This window comes from Pseudoxanthomonas sp. F11 (genome assembly GCF_037046485.1).
Lineage (GTDB): Bacteria > Pseudomonadota > Gammaproteobacteria > Xanthomonadales > Xanthomonadaceae > Pseudoxanthomonas_A.
In genome coordinates, this window is the sequence record NZ_JBANLZ010000004.1 from 177,738 (window position 1) to 195,964 (window position 18,227).

Consider the following 18,227-nt stretch of genomic DNA (forward strand, 5'->3'; position numbering starts at 1 on the left):
GACATGAGCAAGGTTGTGCACTACTTCAAGAGCCTGATGCTGCTGGAGCTGCTCCAGGGCCTGTGGCTGACGCTGAAGTACACCTTCAAGCCGAAGTACACGCTGATGTATCCGATGGAGAAGTTCCCGCAGTCGCCGCGATTCCGCGGCCTGCACGCGCTGCGCCGGTACCCGAACGGCGAGGAGCGCTGCATCGCCTGCAAGCTGTGCGAGGCCGTGTGCCCCGCGCTAGCGATCACCATCGACTCGGCCCCGCGCGAGGACGGCACCCGCCGTACCACGCGCTACGACATCGACCTGTTCAAGTGCATCTACTGCGGCTTCTGCGAGGAGAGCTGCCCGGTGGACTCGATCGTGGAAACGCACGTGCTGGAGTACCACTTCGACAAGCGCGGGCAGAACATCGTCACCAAGCCGCAGCTGCTGGCGATCGGCGACCGGCTGGAAGCCGAGATCGCCGAGCGCCGCGCCGCCGACGCCGCCTTCCGTTGAGGTCCGAAGCATGGATTGGGTCCTGATCAGTTTCTACGCATTCGCCACCGTCGCGGTCGTCGCCGCCGGCGCGGTGATCAGCGTGCGCAACCCGGTGCATGCCGTGCTGTGCCTCATCCTGACGTTCTTCTCGGTGGCCTGCACCTGGCTGCTGGTGGGCGCCGAATTCCTGGGCGTAGCCCTGATCCTCGTCTATGTGGGCGCGGTGATGGTGCTGTTCCTGTTCGTGGTGATGATGCTGGACATCGACATCGTGAAGATCCGCGAGGGCTGGGTGAAGTTCCTGCCGATCGGCCTGCTGGTGGCCGTGGTGATGCTGGGCCAGATGCTGGTGCTGATCGGCATCAAGGCGCGCACGGCCACGCCGTTCCCGGACAATGCCGCATCGGCGGCCGCGGAGGTGTCCAACACCGCCTGGCTGGCGCGCACGCTGTTCACCGAGTTCCTGCTGCCGTTCGAGTTCGCCGCCGTCATCCTGACCGTGGCCGTCGTGGCCGCGGTGATGCTGACGCTGCGCAAGCGCACCGGCACCAAGGCGCAGAACCCGGCCGAGCAGTCGCGCGTGAAGGCGAGCGACCGCATCCGCATGGTGTCCATGCCGGCCGAGAAGCCGGTGCGTGACGTGCCGGCCAGTGCGCCGGCGGAAGGGGAGGGCAAAGCATGATTTCCGTAGGCCATCTGCTGGCGCTCGGCGCGGTGCTGTTCTGCATCAGCCTGGCCGGCATCTTCCTGAACCGGAAGAACGTCATCGTCCTGCTGATGTCGATCGAACTGATGCTGCTGTCGGTCAACATCAACTTCGTCGCGTTCTCGCGCGAACTGGGCGACGCCGCCGGTCAGATCTTCGTGTTCTTCATCCTCACCGTGGCCGCGGCCGAGGCCGCCATCGGCCTGGCGATCCTGGTCACCCTGTTCCGCACCCGGCGCACGATCAACGTGGCCGAAGTCGATACGCTCAAAGGCTGATGCACCGATGACCGGTATGGAAGTCCTCCTCTCCAAGAACGTGCTGCTGGCCATCGTGCTGGCGCCGCTGCTGGGCTCGATCATCGCCGGCCTGTTCGGTCGCCTGGTTGGCCGCGCGGGCGCGCACACGGCCACCATCCTGGGCGTGGCGGTCAGCTGCGCGCTGTCCTGCTGGGTGCTGTACCAGCTGGTGGTGCAGGGCGCTTCGCCGTTCAACGAGAACCTGTACACGTTCTTCGAGGTCGGCAACTACTCCGGCCACGTCGGCTTCATGATCGACAAGCTGACGGCGATGATGATGGTCGTGGTGACCTTCGTGTCGCTGCTGGTCCATCTGTACACGATCGGCTATATGGCCGAGGACCCGGGCTACCAGCGCTTCTTCAGCTACATCTCGCTGTTCACCTTCAGCATGCTGATGCTGGTGATGAGCAACAACTTCCTGCAGCTGTTCTTCGGCTGGGAAGCGGTCGGCCTGGTGTCGTACCTGCTGATCGGTTTCTGGTTCAAGCGTCCCACGGCGATCTTCGCCAACATGAAGGCCTTCCTGGTCAACCGCGTGGGCGACTTCGGTTTCCTGCTGGGCATCGGCTGCGTGCTGCTGATGTTCGGCACCCTGGACTACGCCACCGTGTTCGCCAACGCCACGCTGCTGGCCGGCAAGGCCGTGCCGGTATGGAGCGGGGCGGTATCCGTGTTCGGCCAGACCTGGCAGGTGCTCGACCAGCCGGTGATCTGGTCGATGGCCACCCTGACCTGCATCTGCCTGTTCATCGGCGCGATGGGCAAGTCGGCCCAGGTACCGTTGCACGTGTGGCTGCCGGATTCGATGGAAGGCCCCACCCCGATCTCGGCGCTGATCCACGCGGCGACGATGGTGACGGCCGGAATCTTCATGGTGGCGCGCATGTCGCCGCTGTTCGAGCTGTCGCAGACGGCCTTGGACTTCGTGCTGTTCATCGGCGCTACCACCGCTCTGTTCACCGGCCTGATCGGCATCGTGCAGAACGACATCAAGCGCGTGGTGGCGTATTCCACGCTGTCGCAGCTGGGCTACATGACGGTGGCGCTGGGCGTGTCGGCCTACTCGGCCGCCGTGTTCCACCTGATGACGCATGCGTTCTTCAAGGCACTGCTGTTCCTGGCGGCCGGCTCGGTGATCATCGGCATGCACCACGAGCAGGACATGCGGAAGATGGGTGGCCTGCGCAAGTACATGCCCATCACCTGGATCACCAGCCTGATCGGTACGCTGGCATTGGTCGGAACGCCGTTCTTCTCCGGTTTCTACTCGAAGGACACCATCATCGAGGCCGCCAAGCACCACCAGCACGTCGCGCACGAGGTGGGCGACAAGGTGGCCGAGATGGGCGTGATGGCTGCTCAGGGTTACCAGGGGCCGAGCGAATGGATCGCCACCTACGGTTATTGGGCGGTGCTGCTGGGGGTGTTCGTCACCAGCTTCTACAGCTTCCGACTGCTGTACCTGACGTTCCATGGCAAGGAGCGCTTCCGCGATGCGCACGACGACCATGCCCACGGGCATGACGCGCACGACGACCACGGTCATGGGCACCACGGTGCGCACGAGCCGCACGAGTCCCCGTGGGTGGTGACGGTGCCGCTGGTGCTGCTGGCGATTCCCTCCATCTTCATCGGCTTCTTCACCATCGGCCCCATGTTGTTCGGCACGGACTGGACCGGGCACCACGAGGCCACGCCGTTCTTCCTGGGCGCGATCGACTTCCTGCGCCTGGATCCGACCACGGCCATCTCCGCGCGCGACACCGTGATGTCGTTGAAGGAAGAGTTCTGGCACGGGCCCGTCGGCTACGCGATCCACGGCATGCAGATGCCGCCGTTCTGGCTGGCGCTGGGCGGCTTCCTGTTGGCCACCTTCCTGTACCTCTTCAAACCCGAACTCCCGGGCAGGATCCGCCACAGCACGGTGGGCGCTTTCCTGACCAACATCCTGGACAAGAAGTACTGGGCCGACCACCTGTGGATCAACGGCTTCGCGGGCGGCGGCGTCAAGCTGGGCAAGGTGTCGCGCGCGATCGACAGCCACGTGATCGACGGCGCCGCGGTCAACGGCACGGCGAAGCTGGTCGACCTGGGTGCGCAGCTGCTGCGCAAGACCCAGTCCGGCTACCTGTACCACTACGCGTTCGCGATGATCGTCGGCCTGATCCTGCTGCTGGGCGCGGTCATCAAGTTTTGGCAGTAACGACCTGACGTGACCGCACCCCGCGGGACGTCCTGGCGAAGAACTCAACGGATACCACAACGTGTCGAACTGGCCCCTGCTTAGTGTTCTGATCTGGCTGCCCATCCTGGGTGGCGCGCTGGTGCTCGCCGTAGGCAATGCCCGCGCCGGCGTGGCCCGCTGGCTGGGCTTCGCCGTGGCGGTGCTGACCTTCGTCTTCAGCCTGGGGCTGCTGAGCGGTTTCGACTACGCCAATCCGGGCCTGCAGTTCATCGAGAGCCACGCCTGGATCCCGAGCTTCGACATCCACTACAACCTGGGCGCCGACGGTATCGCCGTCGCGCTGCTGCTGCTCAATACGCTGATCACGGTGCTGACGCTGGCCGGCGCATGGGGGTCGGTGAACAAGCGCGTGGCCCAGTACGTGGCCGCGTTCCTGATCCTGGAAGGCCTGACCAACGGCATCTTCGCGGCCAGCGATGCGGTGCTGTTCTACGTGTTCTTCGAGGCGATGCTGATCCCGATGTTCCTGATCATCGGCGTCTGGGGCGGTCCGCGCCGCATCTATGCGTCGCTGAAGTTCTTCCTGTACACGTTCCTGGGCTCGGTGCTGATGCTGGTCGGCTTGGTGTACCTGTACATCAAGGGCGGCAGTTTCCAGCTGGCCGACCTGTACGCGATGCCGCTGACCGCGAAGGAACAGACGTGGCTGTTCTTCGCCTTCCTGATTGCGTTCGCGGTGAAGATCCCGATGTTCCCGGTGCACACCTGGCTGCCGGATGCGCACGTTGAAGCCCCGACCGCGGGCTCGGTGATCCTGGCGGCGATCGCGCTGAAGATCGGCGGTTACGGCCTGCTGCGCTTCAGCCTGCCGATCGTGCCGGACGCCGGCCACGAATGGGCCATGTTCGTCATCGTGCTGTCGCTGATCGCGGTGGTGTACGTGGGCCTGGTGGCGCTGGTGCAGGACGACATGAAGAAGCTGATCGCTTATTCGTCGGTCTCGCACATGGGCTTCGTGACGCTGGGCATCTTCATCGCCTTCAGCCTGGTGCGCGACTACGGCAACCTGGACGGCGCGCGCCTGGGCCTGCAGGGCGCGATGGTGCAGATGATCAGCCACGGTTTCATCTCCGGCGCCATGTTCACCTGCGTCGGCGTGCTCTACGACCGCATGCACACCCGCATGATCAAGGACTACGGTGGTGTCATCAACACGATGCCTTGGTTCGGTGCGTTCTTCATCCTGTTCGGCATGGCCAATTCCGGTCTGCCGGGCACCAGCGGTTTCGTCGGCGAGTTCATGGTGATCCTGGCCAGCTTCCAGCAGCATCCGCTGATCGCTTTCTTTGCCGCCACCACGCTGGTGATCGGTGCGGCCTACACGCTGTGGCTGGTGAAGCGGGTCATCCTGGGCGACGTGGCCAATGCGCATGTCGCCGAACTCAAGGACGTGTCCCTGCGCGAGGCGCTGGTGCTCGGCGGCTTCGCCGCCTGCGTGCTGGCGCTGGGCGTGTATCCCAAGCCGCTGACGGACCTGATGGAGCCGTCGATCGCGCAACTGGCGATGCAGCTCGCCAACAGCAAGCTGTAAGGAAGAACCATGACGACGCCGATGCCCATCTCCGCCGCCGACCTGCAGCCGCTGCTGCCCGAGTTGACCCTGATCGCGGGCGCATTCGCCCTGCTGATGCTCGACCTGTTCCTGGACAACGCGCGCCGCTTCATCACCCATGGGCTGGCACTGGTCATCATGGCCGCCGTAGTCTGGATGCTGGCCACGGGCGTGGGCGGGCAGGGCGCCGTGTTCAGCGGCATGTTCGTGCGCGACACCCTGGCCGATGTCAGCAAGGTGGTGATCGTCGCAGTCAGTGCGCTGTCGCTGGTCTATGGCTGGCCGTACCTGCGCGAGCGCAACCTGTATCCGGGCGAGGCGCCGGTGCTGGTGATGTTCGCCACTGCGGGCATGATGATGATGGTGTCGGCCGGCAGCCTGGTGATGGTCTACCTGGGCCTGGAACTGCTGGCACTGTGCTCTTACGCGCTGGTCGCGCTGAACCGCGACGACGGGCTGGCCACCGAGGCGGCGATGAAGTACATCGTGCTGGGCTCGCTGGCCTCCGGTCTGCTGCTGTACGGCATGTCGCTGGTGTACGGCGCGACTGGTTCGCTGCAGCTGCCGGCGATCTTCGAGGCCACGGGGGCCGCGCTGGGTGGTGGCGGCGACCAGCGCCTGCTGCTGCTCACGGGCGTGGTGTTCATGGTGGCGGGCGTGGCGTTCAAGCTGGGGGCGGCGCCGTTCCACATGTGGCTGCCGGACGTGTATCAGGGCGCACCGACGCCGGTGACGCTGTTCATCAGTGCGGCACCGAAGCTGGCCGCCTTCGGCATGGCGTTCCGCCTGCTGCAGGACGGTGTGGGCCCGGCCGCGGCGCAGTGGCAGTGGCTGCTGGCCGGGCTGGCCGCCGCCTCGCTGGTGATCGGCAACGTCATCGCGATCGCGCAGACCAACCTCAAGCGCATGCTGGCGTACTCCACGGTGTCGCATGTCGGCTTCCTGCTGGTGGGCTTCGCCGGCGGCGGCGAGGTGGGCTACTCCGCCGCGCTGTTTTACGCGATCAGCTACGCCATCATGTCGGCGGCGGCGTTCGGCGCGATCATCGTGCTGTCGCGTCAAGGTTTCGAGGCCGACAAGATCGACGACTTCAAGGGCCTGAACGCACGCAACCCGTGGCAGGCCGGTCTGGTGCTGTGCGTGATGGCCTCGCTGGCCGGCGTACCGCCGTTCCTCGGCTTCTGGGCCAAGCTGGTGGTGCTGGGTGCGGCCGTCAACGGCGGCTTCCTGTGGCTGACTATCGTCGGCGTACTGTGCGCGGTGATCGGCGCGTTCTACTACCTGCGCGTGATCAAGGTGATGTACTTCGACGAGCCTGTCGGCGAAATCCCGCCTGCGCGCAAGGATCGCGTGGTGCCGCTGGTGTTCGGCGTCAACGCGCTGGCGCTGCTGGCGCTGGGCATCGCCTGGAACCCGATCATGGCGTGGTGCAAGCTGGCATTCGCCGGCTGATCCCGTCGCCGGGGGGCTGCCGGCCCGTCATGGGCTGGCAACGCGCGATGAACGCGATGCCCCACGCCGATAGCCGATAAGGCTTGCATTGGATCGGCGCATTCATCATAATCTCGCTTCTGCTGCGGGGTGGAGCAGTCTGGCAGCTCGTCGGGCTCATAACCCGAAGGTCGCAGGTTCAAATCCTGCCCCCGCTACCATGTTTGTCCGAGGCCGCCTTCATAAGGCGGCCGACGAAAAACCTGGGCACGCAACGACGCATGTTCCCGTCGTTGCACCGACATCCAGCGTATCGGACAAGGGGCCCATCGGGCCCCTTGTTTGTTTTAGCGACCCGTATCGCACCATTTCCGACAACGGCATCGAATCCGTGAGCGAGAAGGCCAACGACATCGCCAACCTGCTGGCACCGACTGTCCAGTCCCTGGGCGTGGAGCTGCTCGGCATCGAGTATCTGCCGGCGCCCGGCGGCGCCACGCTGCGCCTGTACATCGACGTGCAGGAAGCCGAGCGCGACACGCGCCACGTCAACATCGAGGACTGCGAGGCGGTCAGCCGCGAGGTGTCCGCGCAGCTCGACGTGGAGGATCCGATTTCCGGCAATTACACGCTGGAAGTCTCTTCGCCCGGCGTGGACAGGCCGCTGTTCCGGCTGGAGCACTACGCCCGCTTCGTCGGCGAGTCGGCGAAGGTGGTGATGAAGCTGCCGCAGGACGGCCGCCGCCGCCTGCAGGGCACCATCGGCCGCATCGAGGGCGACCGTATCGTGTTCATCGTGGACGGCGCCGAACTGCCGGTGGCGTTCGATAATATCGACAAGGCGCGCCTGGTCCCCGACTGGGCGGCGCTGGGCCTGGCGCCCGAGAAACCCGGATCCGGTGCCGGCCGCAAGGCCGGTGCCAAGGCTGGCGGCGGCAAGCGTGCGCCGGCCGGCAAAGCCAAGAAGAAACCCAACCAACCGGCGGCCCGCAAGCCGCGCGCGGAGTGATCAATGAGTAAGGAATTGTTGCTGGTCGTGGATGCGGTGGCCAACGAGAAGGGCGTGCCGCGCGAAGTCATCTTCGAGGCCATCGAAGCCGCCCTGGCGTCCGCCGCCAAGAAGCGGTACCTGGACCAGGACGTGCAGGTGCGCGTCACCATCGACCCGAAGGACGGCAGTTACGAGACGTTCCGCCGCTGGGAAGTGGTGGCCGACGACGTGGTGATGGAGTCGCCGGACCGACAGATCCGCCTGATGGACGCCGAGGACGAAGCCGAAGGCGCGGAAGTGGGCGACTGGATCGAAGAGAAGATCGAGAACCCGGACTTCGGCCGCATTGCCGCCCAGGCCGCCAAGCAGGTCATCGTGCAGCGCGTCCGCGAGGCGGAGCGCGCGCAGGTGGTCGATGCCTGGAAGGACCGTGTGGGTGAACTGGTCACCGGCGTGGTCAAGCGCGCCGAGCGCGGCAACATTTATGTGGACCTGGGCGGCAACGCCGAGGCCTTCATCCCGAAGGACAAGGGCATCCCGCGCGACGTGCTGCGCGCCGGCGACCGCGTGCGCGGTTACCTGTACGACGTTCGCTACGAACCGCGCGGCCCGCAGCTGTTCATCAGCCGCGCCGCTCCCGAATTCATGATCGAGCTGTTCAAGCTGGAAGTGCCGGAAGTGGGCCAGGGCCTGGTCGAGATCAAGGCCTGCGCGCGCGACCCGGGCGACCGCGCCAAGATCGCCGTGCTCGCCCACGACACCCGCACCGATCCCATCGGCGCCTGCATCGGCATGCGCGGCTCGCGCGTGCAGGCCGTGAGCAACGAGCTCAACGGCGAGCGCGTGGACATCGTGCTGTGGAACGACAACCCGGCCACCTTCGTCATCAACGCGATGGCCCCGGCCGAAGTGCAGTCGATCATCGTCGATGAAGAGAAGCATTCGATGGACCTGGCCGTGGCGGAAGACCGCCTGGCGCAGGCCATCGGCAAGGGCGGACAGAACGTCCGCCTGGCCAGCCGCCTGACCGGCTGGCAGCTCAACGTCATGACCGCCGACCAGGTGCAGGCCAAGAGCGAGGCCGAACAGGCCGTCGCGCGCCAACTGTTCATGGACAAGCTGGAAGTGGACGAGGAAATCGCCGCCATCCTGGTCGCCGAGGGCTTCAGCACGGTCGAGGAAATCGCCTACGTGCCGGTCGGCGAACTGCTGGCCGTGGAAGGCTTCGACGAGGACATCGTCGAGGAGCTCCGTTCGCGTGCCCGCGATGCCCTGCTCAACGAGGCGCTGGCCGAGGAAGAGGGCCTGGAGGAGAACCACCCGTCGGAGGACCTGCTGGCGCTGGAAGGCATGGACGAGGAGACCGCGTTCGCACTGGCCTCGCATGGCGTCCGTACCAGCGAGGACCTGTCCGACCTGGCCGCCGACGAAGTGGTCGAGTTCGGTATCGAGGGCCTGGACGAGGCGCGCGCCGCCGCGCTGATCCTGGCCGCTCGCGCCGAGGAGATCGCCCGCCTGGAGCGCGGCGCATGAGCGCCGCCCGGGCCCGCCCGGGACGCGGCGCATGAGCCATCCATGAACACCGCCCTGGCACCCGCAGGGCTTAGAATCCCCCCTCTCGAAAAGGGTTGCCCCTCCACCGCCAGGGGGGCGCAACAAGAAACCTAGGATCCGAATGTCGCAGCAAACCACCATCCGCAAGCTCGCTGAACTGGTCAACACGCCGGTCGAGAAACTCCTGGAGCAACTGGCCGAGGCCGGCATGAGCTTCAGCGGTCCCGACCAGGTCGTGACCAGCATGGAAAAAGTGAAGCTGCTCGGCTTCCTCAAGCGCTCGCACGGCAAGAGCGATGCCGCGACGGATGAGGCTGCGCCCAAGAAGATCACCCTGAACCGACGCAAGGTGCAGGAGGTGACGGTCGCCGCCGGCCGCACCAAGACCACGGTGAACGTGGAAGTGCGCCAGAAGCGCACCTACGTGAAGCCGACCGACGCCGAGTCCGTCGCTACGAACTGGCAGAGCGAAGCCGATCCCGAACGCGCCGAGATCCTGCGCAAGCTGGAGGAATCCCGCCAGCGCAACCTCGAGGAACAGCAGCGCCTGGCCCAGGAAGACGCCAAGCGCGCCGAGGAGCTGGAGCGCCGCCGTCAGGAAGAGGCCAAGGCCCGTGCCGAGGCCGAAGCCGCACGTGCGCAGGCCGAGGCCGAGGCCGCCGCCCTGGCGGCTGGCGCCACCGCCGTGGACGGTGACGAGTCGCCCCGGCCGGCCCGCGCCGCCACGCCGGGCCACCACGTGCCCAAGCAGGTGGTGCGCAAGGAGCCGCCGCGTGCCGACGACCGCAACGCCGCCGCCGCCAAGCACAAGACCCGCGGTTCGCACGTGATGGTGGCCGGCGTCGAGGACGACGACAGCACCAGCCGCTTCGCCGGCCAGTTGCACCTGTCGGCCGCCGATCGCGCGCGCCGTGGCGCGTCGCGTGGCAAGCCCAAGCCCCCGCGTCGTCACGAGCAGAGCCGTGGCGGTGGCGGTGCGCACGGATTCGAGCGCCCGACCGCGCCGGTCGTGCGCGAAGTGGCCATCGGCGACACCATCACCGTGGCCGACCTGGCCCAGAAGCTCGCACTGAAGGGCGGCGACGTGGTGAAGGCGCTGTTCAAGATGGGCGTGATGGCCACCATCACCCAGACCATCGACCACGACACCGCCGTCCTGGTGACCGAGGAACTCGGCCACAAGGCGACCCGCGCCGACGCCAACGACGTGGAAAGCGAACTGCTTGCGCATGCCGAGGAGCAACAGGGCGAGAAGGTCGCGCGTCCCCCGGTGGTCACCATCATGGGCCACGTCGACCACGGCAAGACCTCGCTGCTGGACTACATCCGCCGCACCAAGATCGCCAGCGGCGAAGCCGGCGGCATCACCCAGCACATCGGCGCCTACCACGTGGAAACGCCGAAGGGCGTGATCAGCTTCCTGGATACCCCGGGCCATGCCGCGTTCACCGCGATGCGCGCCCGCGGCGCCAAGCTGACCGACATCGTGGTGCTGGTGGTGGCGGCCGACGACGGCGTCATGCCGCAGACGCGCGAGGCCATCCAGCACGCCAAGGCGGCCAAGGTGCCGCTGATCGTGGCGGTCAACAAGATCGACAAGTCCGATGCCGACCCGCTGCGCGTGAAGAACGAACTGTTGGGCGAGGAAGTGGTCGCCGAAGAGTTCGGCGGCGACACCCAGATGGTCGAAATCTCGGCCAAGACCGGCCAGGGCGTGGACAACCTGCTGGACGCCATCTCCATCCAGGCCGAACTGCTGGAGCTGAGGGCCGTGGAAGAAGGCCGCGCCAGCGGCGTGGTCATCGAATCCTCGCTGGACAAGGGCCGCGGTCCGGTCGCCACGGTGCTGGTGCAGCAGGGCACGCTCAAGAAGGGCGATTACCTGGTGTGCGGCATCCAGTACGGCCGCGTGCGTGCGCTGTTCGACGAAACCGGCGGCCAGCCGCCGTCGGCCGGCCCGTCCATCCCCGTGCAGGTGCTCGGCCTGTCGGGCGTGCCCGAAGCCGGTGACGACTTCGTGGTGGTCGAGGACGAGCGCCTGGCCAAGGACGTGGCGCAGCAGCGCGACGCCAAGCGCCGCGAGTCGCGCCTGGTGCAGTCCGCCGGCAGCCGCATGGAAGACATCATGGCGCAGCTGGGCAAGGGCGAAGGCCAGCTCAGCCTCAACCTGATCATCAAGGCCGACGTGCAGGGCTCGGTGGAGGCGCTGCGTCATTCGCTGACGGCGCTGTCCAACGAATCGATCCGCATCAACATCATCAGCTCGGGCGTGGGCGGCATCACCGAGTCCGACGCCAACTCGGCGGTCACCTCCAAGGCCACCGTCATCGGCTTCAACGTGCGTGCCGACGCCTCCGCGCGTCGCATCATCGAAGCCAACGGCGTGGACCTGCGCTACTTCTCGATCATCTACGACGTGATCGACCAGGTGAAGCAGGTGGCCTCCGGCCTGCTGGGCGTTGAGATCCGCGAGGAGATCATCGGCATCGCCGAGGTGCGCGACGTGTTCCGCAGCTCCAAGTTCGGCGCGGTCGCAGGCTGCATGGTGGTGGAGGGCGTGGTCAAGCGGAACAAGCCGATCCGCGTGCTGCGCGCCAGCACGGTGGTGTTCGAGGGCGAACTGGAGTCGCTGCGCCGTTTCAAGGAGAACGTCGACGAAGTGCGCAACGGCACCGAGTGCGGCATCGGCGTGAAGGCCTACAACGACGTCCAGCCGGGCGACCAGATCGAGTGCTTCGAGCGCATCGAAGTGCAGCGCACGCTGTGAGGCGAGGAGTGAGTGGAGAGGCGTGAGGAGTGAGCGAAAGCTATCCGACGATGCTCCACTCACTGCCAACACCGTTGCCTTCCCTCACTTCTCACTCCTCTTCGCTCATTTCCCACCCCATGCCTACGAAATCGTTCCACCGCACCGATCGCGTGTCCGCCCAGCTCCGCCGCGAGCTGGGCACGCTGGTGCACGAGGCCGTGCGCGAGCACGGCCTGCCGTCGGTCAGCGTGTCCGACGTGGAAGTCACCCGCGACATGGCGCATGCCAAGGTGTTCGTCACCGCGCTCATGCCCGAACGTTCGGTGGAAGCGGTCAAGGGCCTGAAGGAACTGGCCTGGGGCCTGCGCATGGAGCTGGCGCGCCGCGTGAAGATGCGGCACGTGCCGGAGCTGCACTTCCACTACGACGACTCCGTCGACCGCGGCGAGCGCATTGAGAACCTGTTGCGCGACCTGCCGCCACCGCCGGCCGACGACGAACCGCGGGATCCGTAAGCGGGGCGGCGCCTGGCCTGCGCGCGGTCGAGCCCGCCGACGTTCCGTTACGCCGGACGGTCCACGCGCCGGCGTAGTGCCCGGCCCGCGAGTGGTGGTTGTAGGGGGCGCGCCAAGCGCGCGATGCTCCTGTTCTCCCCATGCATGCGAAGAGCATCGCGGGCATGGCCCGCTCCTACAGTAAGGAATGCGTTCCTCCCGATGGCGTCGCCCAAGCCCACGTTCCGCTCCCTTGACGGCATCCTGCTGCTGGACAAGCCGCAGGGCATGAGCTCGAACGCCGCCCTGCAGGCGGCCCGGCGGCTGTTCCGTGCGGAGAAGGGCGGCCATACCGGCAGCCTCGATCCGCTCGCCACCGGCCTGCTGCCGCTGTGCTTCGGTGAAGCGACCAAGATCGCCGGCCTGTTGTTGGGTTCGCGCAAGGCCTACGACACCGTCGCCGTGCTAGGGACCACCACCGATACAGACGATGCCGACGGCATGCCGCTGCGGGAGCGTCCCGTGCCGCCGCTGGACAGGGCGACCGTGCAGGCAGCGCTGGCGCCGCTGCTGGGCCGCATCCGCCAGCGTGCGCCCATCTATTCGGCCCTCAAGCAGGGGGGCGAGCCGCTGTACGCCAAGGCGCGCCGGGGCGAAGCCATCGAAGCGCCCGAGCGCGAGGTCGAGGTCCACGCGATCGACCTCCTCGACATCGCGTCCGGTCGCATCGCGCTGCGTGTGGAGTGCGGCTCCGGCACCTACGTGCGCAGCCTGGTCCGTGACCTGGGCGAAGCCCTGGGCTGCGGTGCCCATGTCGGGGTGCTGCGCCGGCGCTGGGTGGACCCGTTCAGGGAGCCGCGGATGTACACCCTGGACGCTCTGCAGGCTTTGGCCGAGGAAGGCGGGGAGGCGGCCCTGGACGCCTGCCTGCTGCCCATCGAGGCGGGCCTGGCGGGGTTCCCCCGGGTGGACGTGGATGCCGAAGATGCCCGCCGGCTCGGCCAGGGTCAGCGTCTGCGCGGGCAGCCGCCCAGCGACGGACCCGTGGCCGTGCATGGCCCGGATGGCCGCGTGCTGGGGCTGGCGACGGTCGACCCGACGGGCGTGCTGGCGCCGCAGCGCCTGTTCACCTGGACCGCGCAGGCGGCCATCCCGGCGGCCGGCGGCCAATAAAACCTTGTTTCAAAAGGGGCTGGCGGCTACACTACGCCGCCGGTTTCGTGCCGGCCTCTGCACCATTCCCCAGCTTCATCAACGGCGAACCAGGCGGTGCGCGCGGAGGACAGCCCGCGTTCCTGCAGGTCACGCATCCAACGAGAGAACACCATGTCCGTCGATACCCAGAAAGTGATTGCCGACAACGCCCGCGGCGCCAACGACACCGGCTCCCCGGAAGTCCAGGTCGCTCTGCTGACCGCCCGCATCGAGCACCTGAGCGGCCACTTCAAGACCCACAAGAAGGACCACCACAGCCGTCGTGGCCTGCTGCAGCTGGTCAACCGCCGCCGCAGCCTGCTGGACTATCTGAAGCGCAAAGACAACGAGCGCTACAAGGCCCTGATCGAAAAGCTCGGTCTGCGCCGCTGATGCAAGACCCCGCCGCGGCGCAGAGATGCGCCGCGGTTTGCATTTCAGGGAACGGAATGCGCTGTACCCGCGGACCGCGCAGGGCCCGCACACGCTGAAGCACCGGCCGGCATCCCCGGCCACCCGCGCGCGGCAAGGGTCGCGCCCGGTCCAACCCGAACAAGGCATCCCCAAGGAAACCACGTGGCAAAGATCACCAAAACCTTCCAGTACGGCAAGCACACCGTCACCCTGGAGACCGGCGAAATCGCACGCCAGGCCAGCGGCGCCGTCATCGTCAACGTCGACGACACCGTACTGCTGGTCACCGCCGTCGCCGCCAAGAGCGCGCGCGAAGGGCAGGACTTCTTCCCGCTGACCGTCGATTACGTCGAGAAGTTCTATGCCGGCGGCCGCATCCCCGGCGGCTTCTTCAAGCGCGAAGGCCGTCCGACCGAGAAGGAAACGCTGATCTCGCGCCTGATCGACCGGCCGATCCGCCCGCTGTTCCCCGAGGACTACAAGAACGAAGTGCAGATCATCGCCCAGGTGATCTCGCTGAACCCGGAAGTGGACGGCGACATCCCGGCCCTGATCGGCGCGTCCGCTGCGCTGTCGTTGGCCGGCACCCCGTTCCAGGGGCCGATCGGCGCCGCCAAGGTCGGCTACAAGGACGGCCAGTACATCCTCAACCCGACCGCCACCGAGCTGAAGGAATCGCAGCTTGAGCTCGTGGTCGCCGGCACCAGCGGCGCCGTGCTGATGGTCGAATCCGAAGCCGCGCTGCTGTCGGAAGACGTGATGCTGGGCGCCGTGACCTTCGGTCACCGCGAGATGCAGAAGGTCATCAACGCCATCAACGAGCTGACCGTCGAAGCCGGCACCAAGCCGTCCGACTGGGTCGCCCCGGCCAAGAACACCGCCCTGATCGCCGCGCTGAAGGAAGCCGTCGGTGGCCAGCTGGTGGAAGCCTTCAAGATCCACGACAAGCTGCAGCGCCGCGACGCCATCGCCGCCATCAAGAAGGACGTGACCGAGCAGCTGGCCGGCCGCATGGAATCCGAAGGCTGGGACAAGGCCGAACTGTCGAAGGAGTTCGGCGAACTGGAATACCGCACGATGCGCGATTCCGTGCTGGACACCAAGGTCCGCATCGACGGCCGCGCGCTGGACACCGTGCGCCCGATCGCCGTGAAGGCCGGCGTGCTGCCGCGTACCCACGGCTCGGCGCTGTTCACCCGCGGCGAGACGCAGGCCATCGTGGTCACCACGCTGGGCACCGCGCGCGACGGCCAGATCATCGACGCCGTCAGCGGCGAGTACAAGGAACACTTCCTGTTCCATTACAACTTCCCTCCGTTCTCGGTGGGCGAGTGCGGCCGTTTCGGCGCGCCCAAGCGCCGCGAGATCGGCCACGGCCGCCTGGCCAAGCGCGGCGTGCTGGCGGTGATGCCGTCGATGGAAGAATTCCCGTACACCATCCGCGTGGTCTCGGAAATCACCGAGTCCAACGGTTCCTCCTCGATGGCTTCGGTCTGCGGCAGCTCGCTGGCGCTGATGGATGCCGGCGTGCCGGTCAAGGCGCCGGTCGCGGGCATCGCGATGGGCCTGGTGAAGGAAGGCGACCGTTACGTCGTGCTGAGCGACATCCTGGGTGACGAAGATCACCTGGGCGACATGGACTTCAAGGTGGCCGGTTCCGCCGAGGGCATCTCCGCCCTGCAGATGGACATCAAGATCGACGGCATCACCGAGGAGATCATGCGGGCCGCGCTGGCGCAGGCCAAGCAGGGCCGCCTGCATATCCTGGGCGAGATGTCGAAGGCGCTCACCACGCCGCGCGCCGAGCTGTCCGAGTTCGCGCCGCGCCTGATCACCATGAAGATCCACCCCGACAAGATCCGCGAAGTGATCGGCAAGGGCGGTTCGGTGATCCAGGCCATCACCAAGGAAACCGGCACGCAGATCGACATCCAGGACGACGGCACCATCACCATCGCCTCGGTCAACGGCGCCGCCGGCCAGGCCGCCAAGGCCCGCATCGAGCAGATCACGTCCGACGTGGAGCCGGGCCGCATCTATGAAGGCAAGGTCGCCAAGATCATGGACTTCGGTGCGTTCGTCACCATCCTGCCGGGCAAGGACGGCCTGGTGCACGTGTCGCAGATCTCCAACGACCGCGTCGAGAAGGTCAGCGACGCGCTGAAGGAAGGCGACGTGGTCAAGGTCAAGGTGCTGGAAGTCGACAAGCAGGGCCGCATCCGCCTGTCGATCAAGGCCGTGGAAGAAGGCGAGGGCGTGTCGGCCGAGTAAGCCGCACGACATCGCGATGCGATACGGAAAGGCGGGCTTCGGCCCGCTTTTTCTTTGGATGGGGCCAATCACTTCCAGTGAGCGATGTTGCTGATTCTTCCCCTCTCCCCGCGTGCGGGGAGAGGGTGCCAGAAGCCTGCCGCGTACCTGATACGGGGGCGGGTGAGGGGCAATGCCGGAGCCGTGATGTTTCATCGCGCGTGATGCATCGCGTGATGGTCTCCCCTCAGCCGGTTCGGCTGCCGTGCCGTTGAGTGCCTTGGCTTCGTCGCCCCTCATCCGGCGTTGGGCCACCTTCTCCCCGCAGGCGGGGAGAAGGATTCACGCCATCGACGATCACGCAGGACACAGCGTCTTCGTGCATGCGAAGAATGCCGACGTGCCGTCGACGATAATGGCGTCCATGAATTCGTCGAATACACATGCGGCTGCGCCAGTCTCTCTCTGGTCCGGCCGCGGGCTGGTGCTGCTCGGCATTGTGCTGTCCGCATTCAACCTGCGCACGGCGGTGACCTCGCTCACACCGCTGCTCGATACGCTGGGCGATACATTCGGTTTCGGCGCGACCATGACGGGCGTGTTCGGCATGCTGCCGACCGCGGCGTTCGCGCTGTTCGGGGTGGTGACGCCGGCGTTGGCGCACCGCATGGGCCTGGAACGGACCGCGCTGCTGGCGATGTTGCTGGCCATGCTGGGCCTGCTGCTGCGCAGTGCGGCGGGCGACACGACGGCGCTGGTGGCGGCCTCGCTCACCGCGCTGGCGGGCATGGGTATCGGCAACATCGTGCTGCCGCCGCTGGTGAAGCGCTACTTCGCCGACCGCGTGGGCACGGTCAGTACGCTGTACATCACCGTGCTGCAGGCGGGCACCATCCTGCCGGCGCTGGTCGCGGTGCCGGTGATGGAAGCCGCGGGCTGGCGGATCTCGCTGGGGCTGTGGGCCGTGTTCGCCGCGGCATCGGCAGTGCCGTGGTGCCTGGTGCTGTGGCAGGAACGCAGCAAGGCCTCGCCTTTGGCGCGCGTGCACGATGCCGCCGTCACCGTCGACGACGAAGCGCCCGAACTGGCCGCGGTTCGTCCCACCGGCCGTGCGTGGCGCTCCCCGGTGGCCTGGGGCATGGCGCTGATGTTCGGCATGACCTCGCTGGTGACGTACTCGATGTTCACCTGGTTGCCGAAGCTGCTGGTCGAAGCCGGCGGTACGCCCGCTCTGGGCGGCACGATGGTGGCGCTGTTCTCCACGCTGGGGCTGGTGGCTTCGCTCACGATGCCGCTGATCGCCGTGCGCATGCGCAATCCCTTCATCGTGGTGGTCGTCTGCGCCGGCTTCTACGCCATCGCGTTCGCGGGCCTGCTGCTGGCGCCGATGGCGGCGCCCGCGCTGTGGGTGGCCTTGCTGGGCATGGGACCCAGCACGTTCCCCTTGGCGCTGACCCTGATCAACCTGCGCACGCGCACGCCGGAAGGTTCCGCCGCGCTGTCGGGTTTCATGCAAGGCGTGGGCTACACGCTGTCCTGCGCAGGGCCGCTGGCGTTCGGTCTGCTGCACGAACACACGCATGGCTGGACCCTGCCGATGGCGTTCCTGGCGGCATGCGTCGGTGTGCTGCTGGTCGGTGGCTACCTGGCGTGCCGGCCGCGGTATCTGGAAGACACCTGGCATGCGTAGGTAGGATGGGTTAAGCCGAAGGCGATACCCATCATCGTGGCCTCAAAGTGATCCTTGATGGGTATCGCTGCGCTCCACCCATCCTACGCGCTGCGGTCTGCAGAGCTGGCTCGCCCCCCGCGGCTCCACATCGCTGGTTCACAAGAAGTCATAACGACTTCCGGCAGGGGCTTGCCGGTCG

General features: G+C 66.8%; 14 protein-coding genes and 1 tRNA gene. All 15 read left to right on the forward strand.

Going from position 1 to position 18,227, the window contains the following annotated elements:
* Window positions 1-3 precede the first annotated feature (3 nt).
* The 15 genes from nuoI to V8246_RS13710 all read left to right on the forward strand — a co-directional run bounded on the left by nuoI (window position 4) and on the right by V8246_RS13710 (window position 18,046).
* Window positions 4-492, forward strand: coding sequence for an NADH-quinone oxidoreductase subunit NuoI (gene nuoI / locus V8246_RS13640; RefSeq protein WP_162108528.1), 489 nt, complete (start codon window positions 4-6; stop codon window positions 490-492).
* Window positions 493-502: 10 nt separating this feature from the next.
* Entirely contained in the window at window positions 503-1,156 is a 654-nt protein-coding gene (locus V8246_RS13645; RefSeq protein WP_336189685.1) for an NADH-quinone oxidoreductase subunit J, read from the forward strand.
* On the forward strand, window positions 1,153-1,458 hold the full coding sequence (gene nuoK, locus V8246_RS13650; protein ID WP_056881218.1) for an NADH-quinone oxidoreductase subunit NuoK: 306 nt from the start codon (window positions 1,153-1,155) through the stop codon (window positions 1,456-1,458). The genes V8246_RS13645 and nuoK overlap by 4 nt, the downstream gene beginning before the upstream one ends.
* Window positions 1,459-1,474: 16 nt before the next feature.
* On the forward strand, window positions 1,475-3,685 hold the full coding sequence (gene nuoL, locus V8246_RS13655) for an NADH-quinone oxidoreductase subunit L (protein WP_336189686.1): 2,211 nt from the start codon (window positions 1,475-1,477) through the stop codon (window positions 3,683-3,685).
* A gap of 61 nt (window positions 3,686-3,746) precedes the next feature.
* Complete coding sequence (locus V8246_RS13660) at window positions 3,747-5,258, forward strand: NADH-quinone oxidoreductase subunit M (protein WP_336189687.1); 1,512 nt, start codon at window positions 3,747-3,749, stop codon at window positions 5,256-5,258.
* Between the two features lie 9 nt (window positions 5,259-5,267).
* Entirely contained in the window at window positions 5,268-6,731 is a 1,464-nt protein-coding gene (nuoN, locus tag V8246_RS13665) for an NADH-quinone oxidoreductase subunit NuoN (RefSeq protein WP_336189688.1), read from the forward strand.
* 123 nt (window positions 6,732-6,854) lie between these two features.
* A tRNA-Met gene (locus tag V8246_RS13670) sits at window positions 6,855-6,931 on the forward strand.
* A 170-nt stretch (window positions 6,932-7,101) separates the two neighbouring features.
* Window positions 7,102-7,719 carry a ribosome maturation factor RimP gene (gene rimP, locus V8246_RS13675; protein ID WP_336189689.1) on the forward strand — a complete coding sequence of 206 codons (618 nt, stop codon included), beginning with the start codon at window positions 7,102-7,104 and terminating at the stop codon, window positions 7,717-7,719.
* A 3-nt stretch (window positions 7,720-7,722) separates the two neighbouring features.
* Window positions 7,723-9,234, forward strand: coding sequence for a transcription termination factor NusA (gene nusA / locus V8246_RS13680; protein ID WP_336189690.1), 1,512 nt, complete (start codon window positions 7,723-7,725; stop codon window positions 9,232-9,234).
* 142 nt (window positions 9,235-9,376) lie between these two features.
* Window positions 9,377-12,022: a translation initiation factor IF-2 gene (gene infB / locus V8246_RS13685; protein ID WP_336189691.1), complete on the forward strand. Its 2,646-nt coding sequence runs from the start codon at window positions 9,377-9,379 to the stop codon at window positions 12,020-12,022.
* 119 nt (window positions 12,023-12,141) lie between these two features.
* Window positions 12,142-12,519, forward strand: a complete 378-nt coding sequence (gene rbfA / locus V8246_RS13690) for a 30S ribosome-binding factor RbfA (RefSeq protein WP_336189692.1) — start codon at window positions 12,142-12,144, stop codon at window positions 12,517-12,519.
* A 201-nt stretch (window positions 12,520-12,720) separates the two neighbouring features.
* Window positions 12,721-13,671: a tRNA pseudouridine(55) synthase TruB gene (truB, locus tag V8246_RS13695; protein WP_336189693.1), complete on the forward strand. Its 951-nt coding sequence runs from the start codon at window positions 12,721-12,723 to the stop codon at window positions 13,669-13,671.
* A 153-nt stretch (window positions 13,672-13,824) separates the two neighbouring features.
* Window positions 13,825-14,085, forward strand: coding sequence for a 30S ribosomal protein S15 (rpsO, locus tag V8246_RS13700; RefSeq protein WP_162108519.1), 261 nt, complete (start codon window positions 13,825-13,827; stop codon window positions 14,083-14,085).
* 183 nt (window positions 14,086-14,268) lie between these two features.
* On the forward strand, window positions 14,269-16,377 hold the full coding sequence (gene pnp / locus V8246_RS13705; RefSeq protein WP_336189694.1) for a polyribonucleotide nucleotidyltransferase: 2,109 nt from the start codon (window positions 14,269-14,271) through the stop codon (window positions 16,375-16,377).
* A 403-nt stretch (window positions 16,378-16,780) separates the two neighbouring features.
* Window positions 16,781-18,046, forward strand: coding sequence for an MFS transporter (locus tag V8246_RS13710; protein WP_336189695.1), 1,266 nt, complete (start codon window positions 16,781-16,783; stop codon window positions 18,044-18,046).
* Window positions 18,047-18,227: the final 181 nt, after the last annotated feature.

Excerpts from the sequence above, each read along its gene's own strand:
- nuoL (WP_336189686.1), top strand. The coding sequence starts at position 1,475 with ATGGAAGTCCTCCTCTCCAAGAACGTGCTGCTGGCCATCGTGCTGGCG.
- nuoN (WP_336189688.1), top strand. The coding sequence starts at position 5,268 with ATGACGACGCCGATGCCCATCTCCGCCGCCGACCTGCAGCCGCTGCTG.
- V8246_RS13710 (WP_336189695.1), top strand. The coding sequence starts at position 16,781 with ATGAATTCGTCGAATACACATGCGGCTGCGCCAGTCTCTCTCTGGTCC.
- nuoI (WP_162108528.1), top strand. The coding sequence starts at position 4 with ATGAGCAAGGTTGTGCACTACTTCAAGAGCCTGATGCTGCTGGAGCTG.
- infB (WP_336189691.1), top strand. The coding sequence starts at position 9,377 with ATGTCGCAGCAAACCACCATCCGCAAGCTCGCTGAACTGGTCAACACG.
- nusA (WP_336189690.1), top strand. The coding sequence starts at position 7,723 with ATGAGTAAGGAATTGTTGCTGGTCGTGGATGCGGTGGCCAACGAGAAG.
- rpsO (WP_162108519.1), top strand. The coding sequence starts at position 13,825 with ATGTCCGTCGATACCCAGAAAGTGATTGCCGACAACGCCCGCGGCGCC.
- V8246_RS13645 (WP_336189685.1), top strand. The coding sequence starts at position 503 with ATGGATTGGGTCCTGATCAGTTTCTACGCATTCGCCACCGTCGCGGTC.
- rbfA (WP_336189692.1), top strand. The coding sequence starts at position 12,142 with ATGCCTACGAAATCGTTCCACCGCACCGATCGCGTGTCCGCCCAGCTC.
- nuoK (WP_056881218.1), top strand. The coding sequence starts at position 1,153 with ATGATTTCCGTAGGCCATCTGCTGGCGCTCGGCGCGGTGCTGTTCTGC.
- truB (WP_336189693.1), top strand. The coding sequence starts at position 12,721 with ATGGCGTCGCCCAAGCCCACGTTCCGCTCCCTTGACGGCATCCTGCTG.